The sequence below is a fragment of the Microbacterium sp. MYb62 genome (genome assembly GCF_002979475.1).
Classification (GTDB): domain Bacteria; phylum Actinomycetota; class Actinomycetes; order Actinomycetales; family Microbacteriaceae; genus Microbacterium.
Window position 1 is genome coordinate 53,169 of record NZ_PCOY01000010.1, and the last position, 19,880, is coordinate 73,048.

Sequence of the window (19,880 nt, forward strand, 5' to 3'; positions counted from 1 at the left end):
CGCTCAACACTCACCGGTGGATAGCCGGGCCCGGTGCGGAACGAGGGGGCCAGATGGAGCGCAATCCCGGCGCGCGCGGATTCGGCGTGGTGCTCTTCGCCCTCGTCCTCACCGCGGCCGGAGTCGGTCTCAGCCCTGCTGCGGCCGAGGCGGTGCCGACCTCCGGAGGTCCGGTTCCGGCGCTGCTCGCGCCGAACGATTCCTCGACCGGCGATCCGGAGCCTCCGGACGGTGCACCCGTCCCGGACGGCCTCGACGAGCCGCCACCCGTTCCGGACGAATCCGTCGTGGAATTCCCGCCTCCGCCCGCGCCCGGCCTCATCCCGAACGCCAACACCGTCCGGATGGCGTGGGTGGGAACCCCCGCGCAGCGGCCGGACGACACCGCGCTGCTCACCCTCCAGGCAGCGATCACCACCGCGCCGGAAGGGGGCACCGTCTCGTTCGTCCCCAATGACTACGCGTTCACGGGAGCGCTTGCGATCTCTCGCAATGTGACGCTCGATACCAGCGCCGCCTCGACGCTCTACACGCGGTTCACCGTCAGTGCGGGAGGACTGCAACTGGCCGACGGCGTCACCATCGGCATCGCCTCCACCGGGGCCACCATCTCGGTCACGGGCGCCGCCGTCGTACTCCGGGACGTGACCGTGCGGAATCCGAACGCGGTCGCCAGGCCGACGGGCATTCAGGTGGCGGCCGGTCTGACCGGAGTCGTCATCGACGGGTTCACGATGGACGGCGGCGGCGTCGTCTCGTCCTACGGCATCAACCTGACCACGGCGTCGGCGACGGTCACCGAGGCCGACATCCGCGGCGTCGCGACAGGCATGGCCGTGACGGCTGCCTCGACCGCCGGCGGGATCGTCGTCACCGGGGGGACGTTCTCGTCGGCGGTATCGGGGCTGTATCTGGGAACGACATCCTCTCCGCGGGTGTCCGGCGTCGAGGTCACCGGCACGGAGGGCACCGGGACAGGTATCGACCTCGCGAACTCGAGCGCGGCCGAGGTGGAGCTCGTGACCGTGGACGGCTTCGCCCGCGGTATCGGTACGTCCACCACCAACGCTTCGGCCGGAGCGACGATCACGGATGCGACGATCACGGGGTCCGGACGCGAGGGCATCGCGCTCGGTGCCACCACCGGGGCGAACGTCGTGCGTGCCGACATCGCGGGCGCGGGTGCCACTCTGTCGACGGGCATCCTCCTCCTGCGGGCGACGGGTGTCCGAGTCGAGTCCCCGACCATCATCGGCATGATGTACGGCATCACGACGCATGTGGACAACGTCGGGGAGGGCCCCGAGATCATCGCACCGACGATCACCGCGTTCGGAGCGATCACCCTCGGCTCGACGCAGGGAGCCTCCGTCATGGACGCTGTGCTCGACGCCGGCACCTGGGGCGTTGCCGGGACCGGGATCAACATCGTCAACGCCGGCCGTGTGACCGTCACCGGTCTGACAGCGACAGGATTCCTGTACGCGATCGGGTCGCAGTCGTCGTTCACCGCCGAGTCCGATCGCACGGACATCTCGATCTCGGGCGTCACGGTCGATGGCGCGCCCGACGCGTCGAGCGGCATCTACCTGCTCGGGGTGACGAACGCCACCATCTCCGATGTGGAAGGCGGACTGACCGGCGCTGCTCTGGTCATCCACCAGTCCGTCGGCGTGCAGGCGGAGGACATCGTCGTCCACGGTCGCACCGGACCGACCTCGGTCACGGGTGCCGCGATCCTGCGGGCTTACGGCTCGCAGGACGTGAACGTCGATCGTGCGTCGATCGACGCCGGATCCTACGGCTTCTTCTACTCGGCGACCGCCGGGGCGTCAGTCGCGAACGCCGTCGTCGCCAACGTCGCGGAGCGGGCGTTGTATGGGCGCAGCGTCTCAGACCTGGATGTCGGCTCCTCCACGTTCACCGGCAACGCTGCTGTCGGCGCATTCGTCGTGACGACGCCCGCGAACGGCATCAGCCACGACATCGTCATCCACGACAACGTCATGACCGACAACGGAGCCGGGATTCACGTGCTTCAGGGCACGACCGCCACCCAGGTCGTGCGGAACACCGTGAGCGGTCAGGCGGACGTCGTGGTCGCGGGTGGCGCTCACGACCTCCTCGTCGCCGACAACGACATCGATCACCTCGCGGATGGCGTCGGCGTGCTGGTCGCGCCCCTCTGGGAAGACGGCGCGGCCCCCGGTTCCTTCTCGTCGTCCGACATTCGCGTGCAGGGCAACGTCTTCACCGGGACGGGCACTTCGATCGTGGTCGGCACGGCGGATCCCACTGATCCGGAAGCGGAGCGGCGGACGCTGCGAGACCCGGTATTGGTCACCGGCAACACCTTCGACCCGGACTCCGTCGCCGTGCGGACCTTCCCCAACGCGGTCGTCGGGCAAGACGCTGCGGCGGCGCGTTCGCTTCCCGGCGACGGACCGGTCGCCGTGGATGCCCGAGATCACGGCGAACCCAACGACTGGGGGTCCGCGTGCCTGGCCACCGGATACCTCGACGGCACACTCTTCTATGACGGCGGAGGCGCGGCCGTCGAGGAGCTGACCGCGGCGCCTGTCCTCTATCCGATGAACTGCATCGACCTGTCGCTCCAGCAGTCGCTCGACCTCGACGATGGCCAGGTGATCAATTCCGGCGACACCATCACGTGGACCCTCACCCCGCACAACGCGGGCCCCCGGGCCGCACCGGCGGGATGGTCTGTCACGCAACTCCTCCCCGAGGGGGTCGAGCTCGTGTCGATGACGGGCGAGGGCTACGCCGTCGCGGGAGCGACCGCGACATCCGTCGACGACCTGCCGGCAGCGGTCGAAGGGGCCGTCATCACCGTCGTGGCCCGGATCGTCACGGTGCCGGGCGGCGGTGGCACGATGCGCGACGTCGCCTACGTCGCGCCGGCTGACGTCGGCGACCTCGACGGCGACGGGTTCGACGACGTCGTCTTCGAGCGCCACAACCCGCTCGTCGTGCCGACGATCGACACGGATACCGATGCGTCGGCGACCGACAATGACGCTCAGGGTGTCTGGAATGCCGCGGCGGCTCCTGTGCCAGGAGGCGGTGGCGGGAGCGGCAGCAGCGGCGGGCTCGCGATCACGGGCGCGGAGAGCACGACCGCTCTTGCGGCGGGGATTCTGATCGTGCTGATGGGGCTCGGCCTCGCACGACGGCGGCGGCCCCGCCTCTGAACTCGCGCGTGGTCTCGTCCCGCGGCTGCTGGAACTCGACGCCGGCCGCGAGGAGCTGGGCGCGGAGGCCGGCTGCCCCCGTGAAGAGATGCGTGCGCATCGACAGGCGCGCCGCGCCGGCGAGCTTCGAGGGGGAGTCGTCGGTGAAGAACACCTCGGTGCCCGTCGTGTCGAGCGCGTCCAGGACGTGCTGGAATGCCCGGACGTCGGGCTTCGCGAACCCGATCTGCGCGGAGTTGAAGAAACGATCGAACCGGTCGGCGATGCCGTGCGCCTCGATCTCGGCCGGGATGGTGTCCGTGCCGTTGGTGAGCACGGCCGTGCGGAGGCCCGAGGCGCGGAGCTCGTCGGAGATCTCCAGCACCGCGTCGTCGACCGTGGCGGGTTGGGTGCCCCACTCCTCGGCGGCCGCCATGCTCCCGACCCTCTCTCCGACCCGACGTACCCACTCGGCCCGGGTGATCCGTCCGGTGGTGACTTCGTCGATCAGCGGCTTCGCGAATGCGCTGCCCTCGAGCGTTCCGGCGGCCAGCCCGTGCCGCAGCTCGATCTCGGCGACGGACCGGGGGTCGAAGTGCCGGATGACGCCATCGAGGTCGAACAGTACGGCTCGGATCATGCGTCCATCCTCGCTCAATCCACACGCCCGCGTGCGAACGATGGAGACTGTCCGTGAGTGACGCGACGCGCAGACAGGAGAACGATGACGACCGTCTTCCCGTGTTCCGTCTCCGTAGTCATCCCGGTGCGGAACGACGCCATCCTCTTGGAGCGCTGCCTTCGTGCCCTCGAGCAGCAGACGCGCAGGGCCGATGAGGTCGTCGTCGTCGACAACGGCAGCACCGACGACACGGTGGCCGTGGCGGAGCGCTTCGGCGCGCACGTCGTGACCGAACCCGTCCAGGGGATCCCCCGTGCCTCGTCGGCCGGCTACGACGCGGCGACGGGAGACATCATCGCCAGGCTGGATGCCGATTCCCGCCCGGGGCCGGACTGGATCGCGCGGATCGAGCGGACCTTCCGCGACCGCGACGGTCTCGACTTCCTCACGGGCGACCCCCGCTTCTACGGCTCGACACCGCTCGTGCACTGGGTGGGGGAGCACCTCTACATCGGCGGCATGTACACGGTGTTCACCCCGCTGCTCGGACACGCGCCGTTGTTCGGCTCGAACATGGCGATGCGCTCTTCCACCTGGCGGGCACTGAGCGGCGAGGTGCATCGGGAGGAGCAGAACATCCACGACGACTTCGACCTGTCGTTCCATGTGCGACCGGGGATGACCGTGCTGCGCGATCGGAGCCTGGTCGTCGAGGTGTCGGCGCGACCCTTCCAGGACTGGGCGTCTCTGCGGCGTCGGCTGAGCTACGTGCTACCCACCGTTCGCCTGCACCTGCCTCGCGAGACTCTGCATCGCCGACGTCAGGCCCGTCGTCAGGCGACCGAGTCGCCGCTCGGGCGGTGACTCAGCCGTCGGCGCTCGGGCGGTGACTCAGCCGTCGGCGCGCGCGTAGAGGCCGAGCAGATCCGCGGTCAGCTGGTGCGGTGTGGTCTCGCTCGGGCTGTGCCCGGTCGCATAGGCGCGGAAGTCCGCGCCGATGTCGCGGGCGAACCGCTCGTGGGCGGTGATCGGCCAGAGGTCGTGCGAGCCTGCGACCACGAGCTTGGGGACGCTCAGCGCCCGCACGTCGCTCCGCAGATCGGGTGCGGTCATCATCAGGCCGACGATCTCGTCGACGCTGCGGCGGCTCGTGAGTGCGAACCGGGAGCGGACGAAGTCGAGTCGCCCGGGCGGGACGCGGTTCTTGTTCGTCACGATCCCCCAGATCAGCAGTCCGGCGCCACGGCGAGGGCTTGCGATCGGGGCGAGCGGCCCCAGCCACTTCATCGTCGCGAAGACGTTGCCGGTGCCGGGCGGAGTGGTGAGGAGCGCGAGCGAGCGGACCAGGTCGGGGCGGCGTACCGCCACCGACTGCGCCACCGTGCCGGCGAAAGAGTACCCGAGCAGGTGGGCCGGTGCTCCGGCATCGAGGAAGGCGATGAGGTCGCCGATGAACAGCTCGTAGGTGTAGCTCGCGTCCGCGCCGGCCGCGTGCGACTCGTACTGTCCCGCGAGGTCGAACGACTGCACGAAGTAGCCGGCCTGCGAGAGGAGCGGCAGCATCAGGGTGAAGTCCTCCTTGGACCCCGTCGCCCCCGGCACCAGGACCACGCGCGGATGCGCGGGATCGCCCAGCGACACCACGGCCAGGTCGCCGCTCGGTGCGGAGAACCGTGAGCTCGTCGACCCTGACGGCGGCACCGTCCAGTCGATGTCGCCGATGGCCGCGTCGAGGGATGCCGGGGCGATGGGCGCCCGCTCACTCCGCGATTCCGTCGACACGCTGAAAAGCTACTCCTCCGCACGCCCGTGCAGAAAGATCGCGCGCCGGTCTAGGTGATGCTCTTCGTCTCCGGGGCGGGCTCGTGGAGTCGGGCATCCGGTTCCTGCGTCGGTGGCGGATGCCGAGCGGGTGATCATGCCGTGGACGAGGAGCGTGCGCACCGCTGACGAGACGGCCGCGCGACTCATGCCGGAGTAATCGCCGACCAACTCGGCGACCGCATCCGGGCGGCGGCGGAGGGGCTCGGGATCGAGGCGCACGCGCTCGACGAGCCCTACAAGCACGATCGCTCCCTGATCGGCGACTACGTCGCGTAGCCGATCGGCCGTGCCCCCGGTCCCTCCTTCGAGGCAGCCGGGGGCGCGGCCGTGCCCCGCGCCGCTACCGGAGCAGCCCGGTCGCGGCGGAAGCGATGACGAGGACGATCACGGTTGCGGTGATGCCGACGTAGAGGGCGTCCCTCCGTCGGGCGAACGCGCCCAGCATGAGGAGCAGCCGCGTGAACGGCAGGAGGACGAGCGTGCTGCATCCGGCGATGAGCATCGCGGTCGACACGAGAGGCGCTCCTGCCCACCCGAGGATCGCTCCGGTCGCGAAGAGGGCGGCCGCCGCTCCGGTGCCCCCGCGCATCAGTCTCGCGATTCGTCGGCGCAGCGCGCGGTCTTCCTCGTCGGCAGACCGGAGCTCCGTCATGACACCCCTCCGAGGTCGGTGAGGCCGAACGCGCTCGACGTCATCGGGATCGCGAGGCCCAGCAGGACGACGACGAACGCGATGCGCAGCCCCGGTCCCGCCATCCGGACCAGGGCTCGAGCACCGATGACGGCGCCGGCGAGCGAACCCAGGACGATGGGTGTCGTGAGCGTCAGATCGACGTTCCCGGCCAGCAGGTATGCGGCGGCGGCGCCGCATGCCGTCACCCCGATGGTGAGGTTCGCGGTCGCCGACGACACCTTGAGGGGCAGACGCATGGCGGCATCCATCGCCGGGATCTTCAGCACCCCACTGCCGATGCCCAGCAGCGCGGAGAGCAGTCCCGCGCCGAACATGAAGGACAGGCCGAGCGGCACGCGCGAGACGCGATACGCGACGGTCGTCCCTCCGTGTTCCGTGTATGAGGAAGCGAGACGCAGCCTCCGATCCGCACCGGCCGAGGGGAGTGGGGGTGGAGGGCGCCGACCGAGGAGCATCTGGATCGCGGAGGCCACCAGCACCGCAGCGAAGATCGCGAAGAGGATCCGTGGGGGGAACATCCCGATCATCAGGATGCCGACGAGAGCGCCGAGCGCGGTCGCGACCTCGAGGACGACCGCGAGGCGCAGGTTCGTCAATCCGGCGGCGAGGAACGGTGAGGCGCTGGCGCAGGAGCATGCGATCACCGAGAGGAGACTGACCGCCACGGCGACGGGAAAGGGCGCTCCAGCGAACAGCGTCAGGATCGGGACGATGAAGATGCCGCCTGCCATTCCCAGGGCGCTCCCCAGGGCGCCGGCCGCCAGCGCCGCCACAAAGAGGAGGAGGAACTGATCGGGGCTCACCGTGCGGCGTCCGGCGACGTGGGACGCCGCGGGAGGCGGGTGGTGAAGGTGATGGTCTCACCGCGGTAGTGCAGCACCTCGTGATCGACCGGCCGCCCGCCGTCGGTGTACGACGTGCGTTCGATGCGGAAGACGGCATCGCCCGCCCGCATCTCGAGCAGCTCGGCCACGCCGGCATCCGCCGCTACCGCCTGCAGGGCGTAGGACGCCTCCCGGAGCGGAGTGGCGAGTCTCTGCTCCAGAACGTCGAAGATCGGTTCGTTCGCGAGGTCCTCTTCCGCCACCCGCCGACCGAGCTCGAGGGGAAGGTGGGTGCGATCGAAGGAGATCGGCGTGCCGTTCGCGAGGCGGACGCGTTCGATGAGCATCACGGTCGACCCGGCCGGCAGCTCCAGCGCGGTGCAGACCTCCGGCGGTGCGGTGATCTCCTCCGCCCTGAGCACGCGCGCCGTGGCGGCCAGACCGTGCGCCTCCATGTCCTCGACGAATCCGGTCAGCTCCGTCAACGGCTGGCGGAGCTTCGGTGCCGTGACGAACGCTCCCCGTCCCGGTCGGGTCACCACCAGACCGCGGGCCACGAGGTTCTGCACGGCCCGTCGAACGGTGATCCGGCTCACTCCGAACTCGTCGATCAGCTGATCCTCGGTGGGAAGGCGATCTCCCGGATGCAGGACGCTCGTGATCCGGGCGACGAGGGCGTCTTCGATCTGTGCGTAGAGAGGGATGGCGGAAGCCGACATCATATTATTATAACAACAACGCCTGACCTGTTCGGCCGACGTTCCGCTAGCTGTACTGCCGTGCCGGATCCTGCTCCAGCAGCACGCGCGCCAGGCGCCGCGCCACCGCGAAAGGCTCGTCGAAGGTCTCCATGCCGACCGTGACGATCGCCCCCTCGTACAGCAGCATCATCGTCTTCGACATCAGATCCGCGTCGGATGCGCCGGCTTCCTGGCAGAGCTCGGCGAACAGCGCGAGCAGCCACGTCTTCTGGCGGGCGACCTCGGGGAAGACCGGGTGGCCGTCGTGTCCGTCGCCGATCTCGGCGCGCGCATTGATGGCGCTGCATCCTTTCGGGCTGTTCTCGTCCGACCAGGCGATGGCGGCATCGAACACGGCGAGGATGCGGTCCGTTCCGGGGTCGGGCACGCGGGACAGGTGTTCCGCGAGATGGATGCGCCAGCGTGCGTCGCGGTGCTGGAGGTAGGAGACGACGAGCGCCTCCTTCGAGCCGAACCGGTCGTAGAGCGTCTTCTTCGTGACCCCTGCCGCCTCCGCGATCGTGTCGACCCCCACGGCGTGGATGCCGCGCTCGTAGAAGAGGCGGGAGGCGGCGTCGAGCACGCGGGTGGCGCCCGGAGTGAGGGGGGCGAGCTCGGGGACGGGGGTGGAGGGTGCCATGAGGTGAGTATACCTACCTGTATAGTCGGGGAGATGAGTAAACAGATCGGTATACTCCATCTCGGTGTGACCATCGCGGCCGCCGTGGCGTTCGTCGCGACGTGGAGCTCGGGCTTCCTCGTGCCGGCGATCGCCGCGGCCGAGGCCGCGCCGCTGACCCTGCTCGTCTGGCGGTTCGTGCCCCTCGCGGCGATCCTGCTCATGGTCGTCGCGCTCAGTGGTGCGGCGCGCGGGGTCGCGCGAATCGATATCGGGCGCCAGGCGCTCATCGGACTCTTCGCCCAGTTCGGATACTGCACCGCCGTGTATGCGGCGATCGCGTCCGGCGTCGCCACCGGCACCACCGCCCTGATCGACGCCGTGCAGCCGCTCATCGTCGCGGTCCTCGTCGGGCCGCTTCTCGGACTGAGGGTGCGCGGGGCGCAGTGGGTCGGACTCCTGGTCGGCGCGGCAGGGGTGCTCCTGGTGGTGCGCTCGCAGCTCGACGACTCGACGGCGCACCCGGCCGCCTATCTCTGGCCCGCGTCGGCGATGGCCTGTCTCATCGTCGGCACGTTCCTCCAGCGTCGGTCCGCCCCGCGCACGGGCATGCTCCTCACGCTGACCATCCACGTGACGGTGACCACCGTGGCCCTCATCCCCGTCGCTGCCGTGTTCGGCGCGCTCGGCCCGCCCGCGTCCGCCTCCTTCTGGTTCGCCGCCGGGTTCGCGGCGGCGTTCCCGACGCTCGCCGGGTACGGCCTGTACTGGTGGTTGCTGCGGCGGGTGGGCGTCACGGCGCTGAACGCCCTGCTCTTCCTCATCGCCCCCGCGACGGCGCTCGCGGGGGCGCTCCTCCTCGGCGAACCGCTCACGCCGGTCACGCTCCTCGGATTCGTGCTCTGTGCGGCGGGAGTGGCGGCGGTCCTCGTGAGCGGGGCGCGATCCTCGCGCTCGCCGGCGCCGTCAGGAAGACGAACGTCGGCGTCGGCCAGTCCTGCCTCGGAGCTGCCTGCGGCGTGCTCGGCGCCGGGATCGTGAAACGAGGTCACGGGCGATGTGGATGCCGTCGCGGCTCGTCGCTCGCGGGGTGCTCGGCGTCCAGGGCGCGGAACCCGTGAAGCGCGGCATCCAGGGCCCGGATCATCGCTTCGCGCCGCACGTCGATCGCGTCGACGCGGAGTGCGCCGTCGAGACCGGCGCCCTCGATGGCTCCGAGCGCGGCGCCGACCATGGGGGCGACATCCGCGAGTGCAGAGCCCGTGTCGGCCGAGATCCGCAGGGCGAGTCCCCGTGCGAGGTTCATCAGCCGGTTGGCGAGGGAGCGGGGGAGCTCGCCTCGTGCTCCGAGGGCTGCGCGGATGGCGGCCTGTCGGGTGACGGCCTCTTCGGTGGATGCGGCATCGATCAGCGCTCGCATGGCCGCGTGCACCCGATCGGCGGCGTGGGCGGATCCGGTCTCGTGGGCGACGCGCCAGGCGAGTGCGGCGAAGTCGTCGACGTGCGCGAAGAGGAGGTCTTCCTTCGAGGGGAAATGCACGTAGAACGTGCGCTCGGAGACCTCGGCGTGGCGGGCGATCTCCGCCACCGTCGTCGCCTCGTAGCCGCGCGTCTCGAAGAGCTGGGATGCGCTGTCGCGCAGCGCTTGGTGCGTGCGCTTCCGGCGCGCGTCGTGTCCGTTTTCCGGCGCCTGGGGCATGCGTCGAGTCTAGACTCAGGGATCAAAGATTGCAGATCTGCAATCTTTGATCCATGATGTCGATATGGAAACGAGCACGCGGGCGTACGTCGTGACGGGAGCGGATTCAGGTCTCGGACGAGCGGTGGCGGACCTCCTCGCCGTGCAGGGGCGGGTGATCGCCTGCGGCGTCGGCGACGAGGTCGACGTCCGTGCGGATCTGGCGACGGGGGAGGGGCGCGCGCGATTTCTCGCGGAGGTCGGCTCTCTCAGCGGAGGCTGCGTGGACGGCGTCGTCGCCGCAGCGGGCATCGGTGCGCCGCGGGTGGAGACGGTCGCCCTGAACTACTTCGGCACCATCGCCGTGCTGGAAGGACTGGGTCCGCTCCTCGCGCGGTCATCCGCACCCGCGGCGGTGGTCGTCTCGTCGTCCTCCACTCTGAATCGCGGGAGTGACGCGCTGGTGCGTGCGTGCCTGCGCGGCCAGGAGGCGAAGGCGCTCGACGTCGCCCGCCGACTGATCCGCCGCAGAAAGGGCAGTCAGCTCTACCGGTCCAGCAAGATCGCGCTCAACCACTGGGTCCGTTCCGCGTCCGTGCGGGCCGAGTGGGCCGGCCGCGGGGTCGTCCTCAACGCCGTGGCGCCGGGGATCATCGGGACGGAGGTCGTGATGCGCACCTGGGAGCAGGAACGGCGTCTGCTGGAGACGGCGCTCCCGCAGCCGATGGGGGCGCCGGGCCCGATCGCTCCCGTGGCTGCGCTGCTCGCCCATGCGGTCTCGCCCGAGAACCGGTTCATGACCGGGCAGGTCGTGTACTGCGACGGCGGGACGGATGCGCTGGTCCGCGGCGCGCGGCCGCAGCGGGTCTTCCTGCGCTACAGCCCGCGCGAGATCGTGACCCTGGTGCGCGAATCACGCCGCGTCGTGCAATAGTTGCGCTTTGGCAACTACCGGCGTATGGTTGACCTCGATCAACTTTCTACGCAGGAGCGTCAACACGTGACAAACACCCCATCCGCACCCCTCGAGACGACACGTTCGGCTCGTGAGGTCTTCACCGCGATCTCCGGCCTCGTCGTCGGCATGTTCGTCGCCGTGCTCTCGGGCACCGTGGTGTCGACCTCGATGCCGGTCATCATCGCCGACCTCGGCGGCACGCAGTCCCAGTACACCTGGGTCATCACTGCAAGCCTTCTGGCGACGGCCGTCTCGACCCCGATCTGGGGAAAGCTCGCCGACCTCGTCGACCGCAAGGTCCTCGTCCAGATCTCCCTCATCCTCTTCACGGTCGGCACCGTGATCGCCGGCTTCTCGACCGACACGAACATGCTCATCGCGGTCCGCGTCATCCAGGGCATCGGCGTCGGCGGCCTGATGTCGCTCGTGATGATCGCCGTGGCCCTCATCATCTCCCCGCGTGAGCGCGGCAAGTACATGGGAGTGGTCGGCGGCATCATGGCTCTCGGCACCATCGGCGGGCCGCTGCTCGGCGGACTCCTCACCGACGTGTGGGGCTGGCGCTCCAACTTCTTCGTCGGCGTGCCGTTCGCGATCCTCGCCCTCGTGCTGCTGCAGTTCACGCTGCACCTGCCCAAGCCGCAGCGTGACACCAAGGTGTCGATCGACTACTTCGGCATCGTGCTCCTCGCCGTGGGTGTCTCGACACTCCTCATCTGGGTCTCCATGGGCGGTAGCCAGTTCGACTGGGACTCCTCGACGAGCATCATGCTCGCCGTCACCGCCGGTGTCGCGATCGCCGCGTTCATCACGGTCGAGTTCTTCGTCAAGGAACCGATCGTCCCGATGACGCTGTTCCGCAACCGCACCTTCACCCTCTCGGTCATCGCCTCGATCGCCATCGGCGTCTCGATGTTCGCCACCTCGGTGTTCCTCGCGCAGTACTTCCAGCTGGCCCGTGGCGCCACGCCCACCGAGTCGGGCCTCATGACCATCCCGATGATCATCGGCCAGATGGGGGCGTCGATCATCATCGGCCAGCTCGTGAGCCGCTTCGGCAAGTGGAAGGGCTGGATGCTGACAGGCTCTGTCCTCGCGACCGTCGGCGTCAGCCTGATGGCCACCCTCCGCTACGACACTCCGTTCCCGCTGGTCGCCGTCTACATGTTCGTCCTCGGCGCCGGTCTGGGCATGGTCATGCAGAACCTCACGCTCATCGTGCAGAACGACACCGCTCCGCAGCAGCTGGGCGCCGCCTCGTCGAACGTGAACTTCTTCCGCACGATCGCCGGCACCATCGGCGTCACCGTGATGGGTTCGCTGCTGTCGACCAGCGTCGCCACCTACATGACCGACGCCCTCAAGGGATTCACGCCGACGACGCCGGACGAGATCGACGCGCTGCAGCACCTCGCATCCGGCGACGTGCCGAAGGTGGGACAGCTGCCCGACACGATCCGCGCGATCGTGGAGAGCGCGTACGGCCACGGCATCGCGGACTCGTTCATCATCGCGATCCCGCTCGCCGTGATCGCCATCATCGCGATCGCGTTCATCAAGAACAAGCCGCTGTCGACGAAGAACGCCGCAGAGCAGATGCTCGAGCAGGCCGAGGAATCGGTGATCGAGGTCTCCGAGGCCGAGGTCGGCGCCTCGCTCTCCACCGGAGCCATCCGCCTCGAAGGTGCGAGCACCGCGCCGACGACCGGTTCGGTCCGCGTCCTCGAGCGGGAAGACCGTGAGCGCGAAGACCGGGGCGGGGAGCGCTGAGGTCATGGCCTCGGGAGCGGTCGTGCCGTCGGATGTCGACAGCGCGCTCGGTGATCTGCAGGCGCACCTGAACCTCATCTTCGCGCGGACCCGGTCGCTGTGGAGGGAATCCGCGGCCCGGGTCCACCCGGAGCTGCAGGTGGCCGGCTACAAGCTGCTCACCTTCATCGATCGGGCCGGGACCGCGAACGCGCATGAGCTCGCTGAGCGGTTCGAGATGGACAAGTCGGTCATCAGCCGCCAGGTGCGGATGCTGGAGGAGCTGGAGCTCCTCGAGTCGCACCCCGACGTGCGCGACGGACGACTCCGGGTGCTGAGCGCGACGCCCTCGGCATGCGCAGCGCTCGCCGAGGTCCGCCGCGAATACGGCACGCGTCTGCAGGCGGTGATCGACGAGCTGACTCCCGAGGAGATCCAGGCGGCCTCCAAGGCCTTCCGGCTGCTCGCCGAGGTCTGACCCGAAGCCCCGCCGTCACGATCGACGGCGGGGCTTCGCCGTACACTGGCGAGCATGAGCGCCTCTTCCGACGCCCCTTCCGATGCCCCCGCCGAGGTCCCGGCATCCGCCGCCGCGACGGGCCGGCTGGGAGACGCGGAACTCGATCAGGCCGTCACCAGGGTCGAACAGGAGCTCGGGCGACTCTTCGCGCGGATCCGCATCGGCTGGCGTGAGGCCGCGGCCACCGTGCATCCCGACCTGCAGCCCCTCGGCTACCAGGTGCTGACCTCCATCGCGACGGGCAAGGCGACCTCGGCCGGTGCGATCATCGAACGGCTGCAGACCGACAAGTCGGCGGTGAGCCGTCAGGTGCGACAGCTGGAACAGCTGGGCCTCGTCGAGAGCGTCCCCGACCCGGAGGATCGCCGCGCCCGCGTCCTCGTGGCGACCGACCTCGCGCAGGAACGCGTGGCTCTCGCCCGCTCGCGCTACGAAGGGCGCATCGGCGAGCGACTCCGCAACTGGACGGCCGCCGATCTCGATCACTTCGCCGACCTGCTGGCGGGCCTCGGCGGCTGAGGGGGAGCGGCTGATCACAGGATGATGTCGCGTGATGAGTCGAGCATCCGCCATCCGGATCCGCGCGCGCCCGGCGCGGTGAGCACATCTGCATCGATCAGCGGCCCGAGGGAGACCTCCGTCATGGTGGCGATGTCGATGATCGGGACCTGGAACGTGCGAAAGGTCCCGAGGGGCGGGACGGTGAGTGTCTCCTGCCCGGTGTCCACCAGTGCGGACTGATCCAGCACGAAGCCCGCCGCGGCGAGGCCGTCCGGGCCTGCCCATGCGGCGACCTTCCAGAACCGGAGGGGAACGCGGATACCGCGATAGGGCGGATCGTCCTCGGCGAGGACTGGTGCCGTGAACACGGAGACGCGCTGATCGGTCGTCTCGGCGTAGGTGAGCACGTGGTCTTCCAGGCCCAGCCAGAGCTCCTTCGACTGGTTGAAGTCGGCCGCCTGCGGCGCGGCGTTGGGGTAGAAGAAGGTGGCCTCCGTGGCCGTGCGAGCCTCCTCAGTCTCGCCCCACCCCGGATCGCGTCGGCGCACCAGGTGGCCGCGGTCGAGGTCGTTGCGTGCGTAGACCTCGGGGCCGGTCTGCTCATCGGCCGTGACGCGCTCGTCGAGCCGCCACTCGCCGCTGCGCGGCAGGTTGCGCAGGCTGGCGCCGTCGATGTTCACTGCCGTCACCGCCGCGAGTCGCCGCACGGGGTCGAGCAGCACCGTGAACCGGGGGTACGCAAGGGCGCGCACCTCCTGGACAGGGCGAGGGAGGGGGAGTCGGGCCCCGAGGAAGTCCGCGTCGTAACCGTCGGTCATGCCCCCATCGTGCACGGTGCCTCCGACGCGCGCACCCCCGAAGTCCCCCACCCGCGGCGCAGATCTTTTGACATAGGTCAAAAGATCACCTACGGTCGAACCATGGCCCAGGCACCCGATCGCGACGACGTCTCCGAGGGCATCGCGGGTTCGACCGCCGCCGAGATCTCCGAGAGCGTGCGCGATCTCGTCGAACGCGGCGCATACGCCCCGGGCGATCTCCTCCCGTCGGTGCGCGCGCTCGCCGCTCGCCTCGGCGTCAATCGCAACACGGTGCTCGCGGCGTATCGTTCGCTGGTCACGGCGCGGATCGCCGCCACGAGCGGCCGCACCGGAACCACGGTGCTCGGGCCGGAGCAGAGCACCGACGAGGGGTTCACCCCCGGCTCCGTGCTGCGCGACATCGGCAGCGGCAATCCCGACGCAGCACACCTGCCCGACCTCGCCGCCGCCTTCTCCACGGTCACGCCGACCCACGTGCTGTACGGCGAGTCCGTGATCGACGCCGACCTCGCCGAATGGGCGACGGAGTGGATCGCCGCGGATCACCCCCGGCCCTTCCGCCTGTCGATCACCGCCGGAGCCGTGGATGCCGTCGAGCGGCTGCTCGCGCAGACCCTGGTGCAGGGTGACCGTGTCGGGCTCGAAGATCCCTGCTTCCTCTCCAGCATCCACACCGCCCGCCTCGCCGGCTACTCGCCCGTCGCGATTCCCGTCGACCGGGAGGGGATGACGGTGCAGGGGCTTCGCACTGCGCTCGAGAGCGGCGCGCGGGCCATCGTCTGCACGCCGCGGGCGCACAACCCGACCGGTGTAGGCACGAGTGCGGCGCGCGCGCAGGAGCTTCGAGAGGTGCTCGTCGACCACCCTCATGTGCTGGTCATCGAAGACGACCACTTCTCGCTGCTCGCTTCGACGGACTACTCGAGCGTCATCGCCCCCACGCATCAGCGGTGGGCGCTCGTCCGCTCGGTATCGAAGTTCCTGGGCCCCGACATGCGCCTCGCCGTGACGGCATCCGACCCTGTCACTGCACATCGACTCGCGCGGCGGCTCAGCCCCGGCACGATGTGGGTGAGTCACGTGATGCAGCGGCTCGCCGCCGCGATGCTGCGCGATGAGGGCACGCAGCGGCTGATCGCCGAAGCGGGCGAGCACTATGCGCGGCGCAACAGCCTCTTCGTCTCGATGCTCGTCACGCACGGACTGCAGGTGCAGAGCGACGACGGTCTCAACGTGTGGGTCGACGTCCGCCACGATGCCACCGAGGTCAGTCGGCGGCTCGCGCTGCGCGGCTGGCTCGCGCGCCCCGGAGCCGAGTTCGCGCTCGACCCCGCAACCTCGCCGGGCTCCAGGCATCTGCGCCTGACCGTGCACGACCTCGACGACGCGGACCTGCGTCGCCTCGTCGACGACCTGGTCGCGGCCGTCGGCCCCGCGAGCCCGTTCGGAGCAGTGGCATGACCGCGCGTCGACCGGACGGCGTCGAGCATCGGATCGGACGTTCGTCGCGGTTGGAGGGCGTGCTCTACGACCTGCGGGGGCCGGTGGCGGAGCGCGCTGCCGAGCTGGAGAAGCGCGGAGAACCCATCCTCCGGTTGAACATCGGCAACCCGGCCCCGTTCGGTTTCGAGGCTCCGGAGGCCATCGTCGAGGCCCTCCGCTCGGCCTTGCCGCACGCACACGGCTACTCCGAGTCCGCGGGGCTGCCCGAGACCCGCGAGGCCATCGGCGCGCACTATGCGCTTCGCCCCGGTTTCCCCGCACTCGGAATCGACGACATCACGGTCGGGAACGGTGTCTCCGAACTCGTGGGCCTGACCCTCCAGGCGCTGCTCGAACCGGGCGACGAGGTGCTGATCCCGAGCCCGGACTACCCCCTCTGGACGGCATCGACGGTGCTGGCCGGCGGGCGGGCCGTGCACTATCCCTGCGTCGAGTCCGAGGGGTGGATCCCCGACCTGGCGGCGATGGAATCACTGATCGGCCCGCGCACGGTGGCGATCGTCATCATCAACCCGAACAACCCGACCGGAGCGGTCTACGGGCGCGCGGTGCTCGATCAGATCGCTGAATTGGCCAGGCGCCACGGACTCCTGCTGCTCTCGGATGAGATCTACGACCGTGTCGTGTACCCCGGGTTCGAGCACGTGTCGACGGCGCAGGTGGCCCCGGATGTCCCGTGCATCACCTTCGCGGGGCTCTCCAAGACGCACCGTGTGGCCGGATATCGCGCCGCGTGGATGACGGCGACCGGATTCCATCGCGACGACCCCTTCCTCTCCGGCGTGCGCCTGCTGGCGTCCATGCGGATGTGCGCATCCGTGCCGGCCCAGCACGCCATCACGGCCGCCCTCACCCAGGACGCCACGCTCGACGCCCTCGTCGCTCCCGATGGTCGTCTCACGCGGCAGCGTGATGCGGCGCTCGATGCGCTCGACGCGATTCCGGGCGTGCACACGCAGGAGGCCGGTGGCGGACTCTACCTCTTCCCCCGTCTGGATCCTCAGGTGCATCGCATCGGCGACGACGAGCAGCTGGTGCTCGACTTCCTCGATGCGGAGCGGATCCTCCTCGTGCACGGCAGGGCGTTCAATCTGCGCACCCCCGACCACCTTCGGATCGCGTTCCTCCCGGAGGCCGATGTGCTCACCGATGCGCTCCGACGCTTCGGTGCGTTCCTGAACGGGTACTCCCCACCTGGGCGCTGAGCGCCTCCGACCCGGTGGAGTGACCGAGTGGCCAGGTCGCGGTCCGCAAGACCGTGCACGCAGGTTCGAATCCTGCCTCCACCTCACATCGGGTTCCGTCTCAGGCGGCCGCTGCCAGCCACGCGCGCGGCGAGTGGCCCAAGCGCTGCGCGAACACGCGCGAGAACGCGGACGAGCTCGCGTAGCCGAGCTCTGCCGCCACCGAGCTCACCGACATCCCGGCGCGCAGCTGCTCCTGCGCGATCGTGAGCCGCCACTCGGTCAGGTAGTCGCCGGGGGAGCGCCCGAGCACCTCTTTGAACCGGGCGGCGAAGGCGCTCCGCGACATGTTCGCGGTGCGGGCGAGGGAACCGAGATTCCACGACTCCCCGGGAGCTTCATGCACCGCCACCAATGCCGGGGCGAGGCACTCATCCGCGAGGCCCGGGATGAGGCCGGGAGGAAGCTCGAGCTGGTCGGTGTGATCGAGCATCCACCGCAGCAACTGGATCAGCACGACCTCGAACATCCGATCCGCCACCAGGGGGCGCCCGCAGCGGACGTTGTCGACCTCGGAGAACAGCAGATCCAGCGCGGGACTCAGCGTCGCGACCTCATCGAGCGGTAGCACGATCGTCGAGGGCAGGGTGCGCACGAGCGGATGCGTGGCTCCGCCGTCGAAGTCCAGGGTCGCGCAGGCGAAGTCCGACTCGTCCGTCGGCGCATTGAAGAAGGCGTGATCGAGAGGGCGGGGGAAGAAGAGCAGGCTCGGGCGCACGATGACCTCGCGTTCCGTGCCGCCGTCGGCGCGACGATGGGTCACCTCCATCTCGCCGCGTCGGAGCACGTGCAGGAAGCCGTGGCCGCCGCTCGCCGGGAAGACGGTCGTCCCGCACAACGGCCCGCTGTGGAACAGGCGCGTGCGCACGCGGAAGCGTTCGAGCAGCGGCGACAGACGGTCGAGCGGAGGCATGACTCCATTATCTGGACGATAAGTCATGAAAGCAAGACACTTTGGTGCGTATCGTCCGGTAGATCTCGAAAGACTGGAAGCAACCCGAACCGGGGTTCCATCCACCATCGAAGGAGCATCTCGTGCCCAACGTCCCTCTCATCGACCGCGAAAACGCCACCGGCAACGTCAAGGAGCAGCTCGACCAGATCAACGGGGCCTTCGGCGCGGTTCCCGCGATGTTCCGTGCCGTCGCCAACTCTCCCGCTGCGCTCACCAGCATGTGGGGTGCGTTCGGCGCCTTCGGTGGCGGTGCCCTCGGTCCGGCGCTCGGCGAGCAGATCGCCGTCGCCGTCGCCGATCGCAACTCCTGCCAGTACTGCCTCGCCGCCCACACCGCACTCGGCAAGAAGGCAGGCCTCTCGCGGGAGACCCTCGCCGCCGCGCAGAGTGGCGAGTCCGACGACCCGCGTACGGCCGCGCTGCTCGCCTTCGCACTGAAGCTCGTCGACGAACGCGGCCAGGTGTCGTCCGCCGACGTCGACGCCGTCCGTGCGCAGGGCTGGGGCGACGAGGAGATCGTCGAGACCATCGCCCAGGTCGCGCTGAATCTGTTCACCAACTACGTGAACATCGCGCTCGACGTCCCGATCGACTTCCCGAGCGTGGCACTGCGTCGCGCGAGCTGAGCGTCCCACAGATGAAGGGCCGGGTCCATGCGGACCCGGCCCTTCATCGTGGATCGGTCGTCACTCGGTCGGCGCCGTCGTCGGCGTCGGCGCGTCGCTCTCGACGTCGTCCAGCCAGCTGCCGAGAGCGGCACGAGCGGCGATCTCCAGCTTCGGACCATAGGTCCTCGCGTCCTCGCGGATGGAGCGCGGGTCGATCCCGTGGTGGTGCAGTTCGTGCGCGTGGCCGATTAGCCAGCGTCCGATCGTCCGGTGGTCGGCTTCCAGGTGGAACTGCAGGGCGAGCACCGAGTCGATGCGGAACGCCTGGTTCGGGAACCCCGGCGTTCGGGCGAGATGCTGCGCGCCCTCGGGGATCGTGAACGCATCGCCGTGCCAGTGCAGCACGGGCATGCCGTCGAGGGCGCGCAAGGGCGAATCGCGGCCCTCATCGGTGAGATCGAGGGGCGCGTACCCGATCTCCACCGCTCCGGTCGGTCGCACCTCGGCGCCGAGCATCTCGGCGACCAACTGCGCGCCGAGGCAGATCCCGAGCAGGGGGCGTCCATCGCGGAGGCGATGCGCCACGGCTTCCTTCGAGGCGTGCAGAAGCGGGTAGCCGTCTGTGTCGTGCACGCCGAACGGGCCGCCCAGGACGATCAGCAGATCGGCCGTGTCCACGCGCTCGATGTCGATCGCCTCGACGCCGAGGTCGAGGTATTCCACGTGGTATCCGCGCTCGCGCAGAAGCGGCTCGATGATCCCCAGATCCTCGAAGTGCACGTGCCGGAATGCGAGCGCGGTGCGCGGTCGCGTCGTGAGGTTCCCCATG

The 19,880-nt window shown here is 69.5% G+C and carries 21 protein-coding genes and 1 tRNA gene; 11 read left to right on the top strand and 11 right to left on the bottom strand.

Annotated elements, in window-relative coordinates:
* Positions 1–53: 53 nt before the first annotated feature.
* Positions 54–3,212 carry a right-handed parallel beta-helix repeat-containing protein gene (locus CQ042_RS11810; protein ID WP_105670674.1) on the top strand — a complete coding sequence of 1,053 codons (3,159 nt, stop codon included), beginning with the start codon at positions 54–56 and terminating at the stop codon, positions 3,210–3,212.
* Here the strand turns inward: CQ042_RS11810 and CQ042_RS11815 are convergent.
* Positions 3,118–3,831 carry an HAD family phosphatase gene (locus CQ042_RS11815; RefSeq protein ID WP_105670675.1) on the bottom strand — a complete coding sequence of 238 codons (714 nt, stop codon included), beginning with the start codon at positions 3,829–3,831 and terminating at the stop codon, positions 3,118–3,120. The two genes, CQ042_RS11810 and CQ042_RS11815, sit on opposite strands and share 95 nt — an antisense overlap.
* A gap of 84 nt (positions 3,832–3,915) precedes the next feature.
* Between CQ042_RS11815 and CQ042_RS11820 the strand changes: the two genes are divergently transcribed.
* Positions 3,916–4,677, top strand: a complete 762-nt coding sequence (locus CQ042_RS11820; protein ID WP_105670676.1) for a glycosyltransferase family 2 protein — start codon at positions 3,916–3,918, stop codon at positions 4,675–4,677.
* Positions 4,678–4,704: 27 nt separating this feature from the next.
* On the opposite strand, the gene CQ042_RS11825 is transcribed toward CQ042_RS11820, so the two are convergent.
* From CQ042_RS11825 to CQ042_RS11850, 6 genes are all read right to left on the bottom strand, one after another.
* On the bottom strand, positions 4,705–5,595 hold the full coding sequence (locus tag CQ042_RS11825; RefSeq protein ID WP_105670677.1) for an alpha/beta fold hydrolase: 891 nt from the start codon (positions 5,593–5,595) through the stop codon (positions 4,705–4,707).
* Positions 5,596–5,604: 9 nt separating this feature from the next.
* Positions 5,605–5,880 (bottom strand): helix-turn-helix domain-containing protein, encoded by a 276-nt coding sequence (locus CQ042_RS11830; protein WP_146115388.1) that lies wholly within the window; start codon positions 5,878–5,880, stop codon positions 5,605–5,607.
* Between the two features lie 97 nt (positions 5,881–5,977).
* Positions 5,978–6,289 carry a DUF1634 domain-containing protein gene (locus tag CQ042_RS11835; RefSeq protein ID WP_105670679.1) on the bottom strand — a complete coding sequence of 104 codons (312 nt, stop codon included), beginning with the start codon at positions 6,287–6,289 and terminating at the stop codon, positions 5,978–5,980.
* Positions 6,286–7,134: a sulfite exporter TauE/SafE family protein gene (locus CQ042_RS11840; protein ID WP_105670680.1), complete on the bottom strand. Its 849-nt coding sequence runs from the start codon at positions 7,132–7,134 to the stop codon at positions 6,286–6,288. Before CQ042_RS11840 ends, CQ042_RS11835 begins: the two co-directional genes overlap by 4 nt.
* Positions 7,131–7,874, bottom strand: a complete 744-nt coding sequence (locus tag CQ042_RS11845) for a GntR family transcriptional regulator (RefSeq protein WP_219844850.1) — start codon at positions 7,872–7,874, stop codon at positions 7,131–7,133. The genes CQ042_RS11840 and CQ042_RS11845 overlap by 4 nt, the downstream gene beginning before the upstream one ends.
* Before the next feature lie 46 nt (positions 7,875–7,920).
* Complete coding sequence (locus CQ042_RS11850) at positions 7,921–8,535, bottom strand: TetR/AcrR family transcriptional regulator (protein WP_105670682.1); 615 nt, start codon at positions 8,533–8,535, stop codon at positions 7,921–7,923.
* Between the two features lie 33 nt (positions 8,536–8,568).
* On the opposite strand from CQ042_RS11850, the gene CQ042_RS11855 reads away from it, so the two are divergent.
* A complete protein-coding gene (locus tag CQ042_RS11855; RefSeq protein WP_258132237.1) occupies positions 8,569–9,555 on the top strand; it encodes a DMT family transporter in 987 nt (328 codons plus the stop codon).
* Between the two features lie 7 nt (positions 9,556–9,562).
* On the opposite strand, the gene CQ042_RS11860 is transcribed toward CQ042_RS11855, so the two are convergent.
* On the bottom strand, positions 9,563–10,213 hold the full coding sequence (locus CQ042_RS11860; RefSeq protein ID WP_105670684.1) for a TetR/AcrR family transcriptional regulator: 651 nt from the start codon (positions 10,211–10,213) through the stop codon (positions 9,563–9,565).
* Between the two features lie 64 nt (positions 10,214–10,277).
* Here CQ042_RS11860 and CQ042_RS11865 point away from each other — a divergent pair, with 64 nt between their 5' ends.
* The 4 genes from CQ042_RS11865 to CQ042_RS11880 all read left to right on the top strand — a co-directional run bounded on the left by CQ042_RS11865 (position 10,278) and on the right by CQ042_RS11880 (position 13,938).
* Complete coding sequence (locus CQ042_RS11865) at positions 10,278–11,126, top strand: SDR family oxidoreductase (protein ID WP_105670685.1); 849 nt, start codon at positions 10,278–10,280, stop codon at positions 11,124–11,126.
* 66 nt (positions 11,127–11,192) lie between these two features.
* Positions 11,193–12,920 (top strand): DHA2 family efflux MFS transporter permease subunit, encoded by a 1,728-nt coding sequence (locus tag CQ042_RS11870; protein WP_105670686.1) that lies wholly within the window; start codon positions 11,193–11,195, stop codon positions 12,918–12,920.
* Positions 12,889–13,377 carry a MarR family winged helix-turn-helix transcriptional regulator gene (locus tag CQ042_RS11875; RefSeq protein ID WP_105670687.1) on the top strand — a complete coding sequence of 163 codons (489 nt, stop codon included), beginning with the start codon at positions 12,889–12,891 and terminating at the stop codon, positions 13,375–13,377. The genes CQ042_RS11870 and CQ042_RS11875 overlap by 32 nt, the downstream gene beginning before the upstream one ends.
* Before the next feature lie 54 nt (positions 13,378–13,431).
* Positions 13,432–13,938 carry a MarR family winged helix-turn-helix transcriptional regulator gene (locus CQ042_RS11880; protein ID WP_105670688.1) on the top strand — a complete coding sequence of 169 codons (507 nt, stop codon included), beginning with the start codon at positions 13,432–13,434 and terminating at the stop codon, positions 13,936–13,938.
* A gap of 14 nt (positions 13,939–13,952) precedes the next feature.
* Here CQ042_RS11880 and CQ042_RS11885 read toward each other — a convergent pair whose 3' ends face one another.
* Positions 13,953–14,738: a DNA/RNA non-specific endonuclease gene (locus CQ042_RS11885; protein ID WP_105670733.1), complete on the bottom strand. Its 786-nt coding sequence runs from the start codon at positions 14,736–14,738 to the stop codon at positions 13,953–13,955.
* Positions 14,739–14,840: 102 nt separating this feature from the next.
* Between CQ042_RS11885 and CQ042_RS11890 the strand changes: the two genes are divergently transcribed.
* The 3 genes from CQ042_RS11890 to CQ042_RS11900 all read left to right on the top strand — a co-directional run bounded on the left by CQ042_RS11890 (position 14,841) and on the right by CQ042_RS11900 (position 17,533).
* Entirely contained in the window at positions 14,841–16,202 is a 1,362-nt protein-coding gene (locus tag CQ042_RS11890) for an aminotransferase class I/II-fold pyridoxal phosphate-dependent enzyme (RefSeq protein ID WP_105670689.1), read from the top strand.
* Positions 16,199–17,449, top strand: a complete 1,251-nt coding sequence (locus tag CQ042_RS11895; protein WP_105670690.1) for a pyridoxal phosphate-dependent aminotransferase — start codon at positions 16,199–16,201, stop codon at positions 17,447–17,449. The genes CQ042_RS11890 and CQ042_RS11895 overlap by 4 nt, the downstream gene beginning before the upstream one ends.
* A gap of 13 nt (positions 17,450–17,462) precedes the next feature.
* A tRNA-Cys gene (locus CQ042_RS11900) sits at positions 17,463–17,533 on the top strand.
* A 16-nt stretch (positions 17,534–17,549) separates the two neighbouring features.
* On the opposite strand, the gene CQ042_RS11905 is transcribed toward CQ042_RS11900, so the two are convergent.
* Positions 17,550–18,401: an AraC family transcriptional regulator gene (locus CQ042_RS11905; protein ID WP_105670691.1), complete on the bottom strand. Its 852-nt coding sequence runs from the start codon at positions 18,399–18,401 to the stop codon at positions 17,550–17,552.
* A 122-nt stretch (positions 18,402–18,523) separates the two neighbouring features.
* On the opposite strand from CQ042_RS11905, the gene CQ042_RS11910 reads away from it, so the two are divergent.
* Positions 18,524–19,069: a carboxymuconolactone decarboxylase family protein gene (locus CQ042_RS11910; RefSeq protein ID WP_105670692.1), complete on the top strand. Its 546-nt coding sequence runs from the start codon at positions 18,524–18,526 to the stop codon at positions 19,067–19,069.
* A gap of 60 nt (positions 19,070–19,129) precedes the next feature.
* On the opposite strand, the gene CQ042_RS11915 is transcribed toward CQ042_RS11910, so the two are convergent.
* Positions 19,130–19,879 carry a glutamine amidotransferase gene (locus CQ042_RS11915; protein WP_105670693.1) on the bottom strand — a complete coding sequence of 250 codons (750 nt, stop codon included), beginning with the start codon at positions 19,877–19,879 and terminating at the stop codon, positions 19,130–19,132.
* Between the last annotated feature and the right edge of the window lies 1 nt (position 19,880).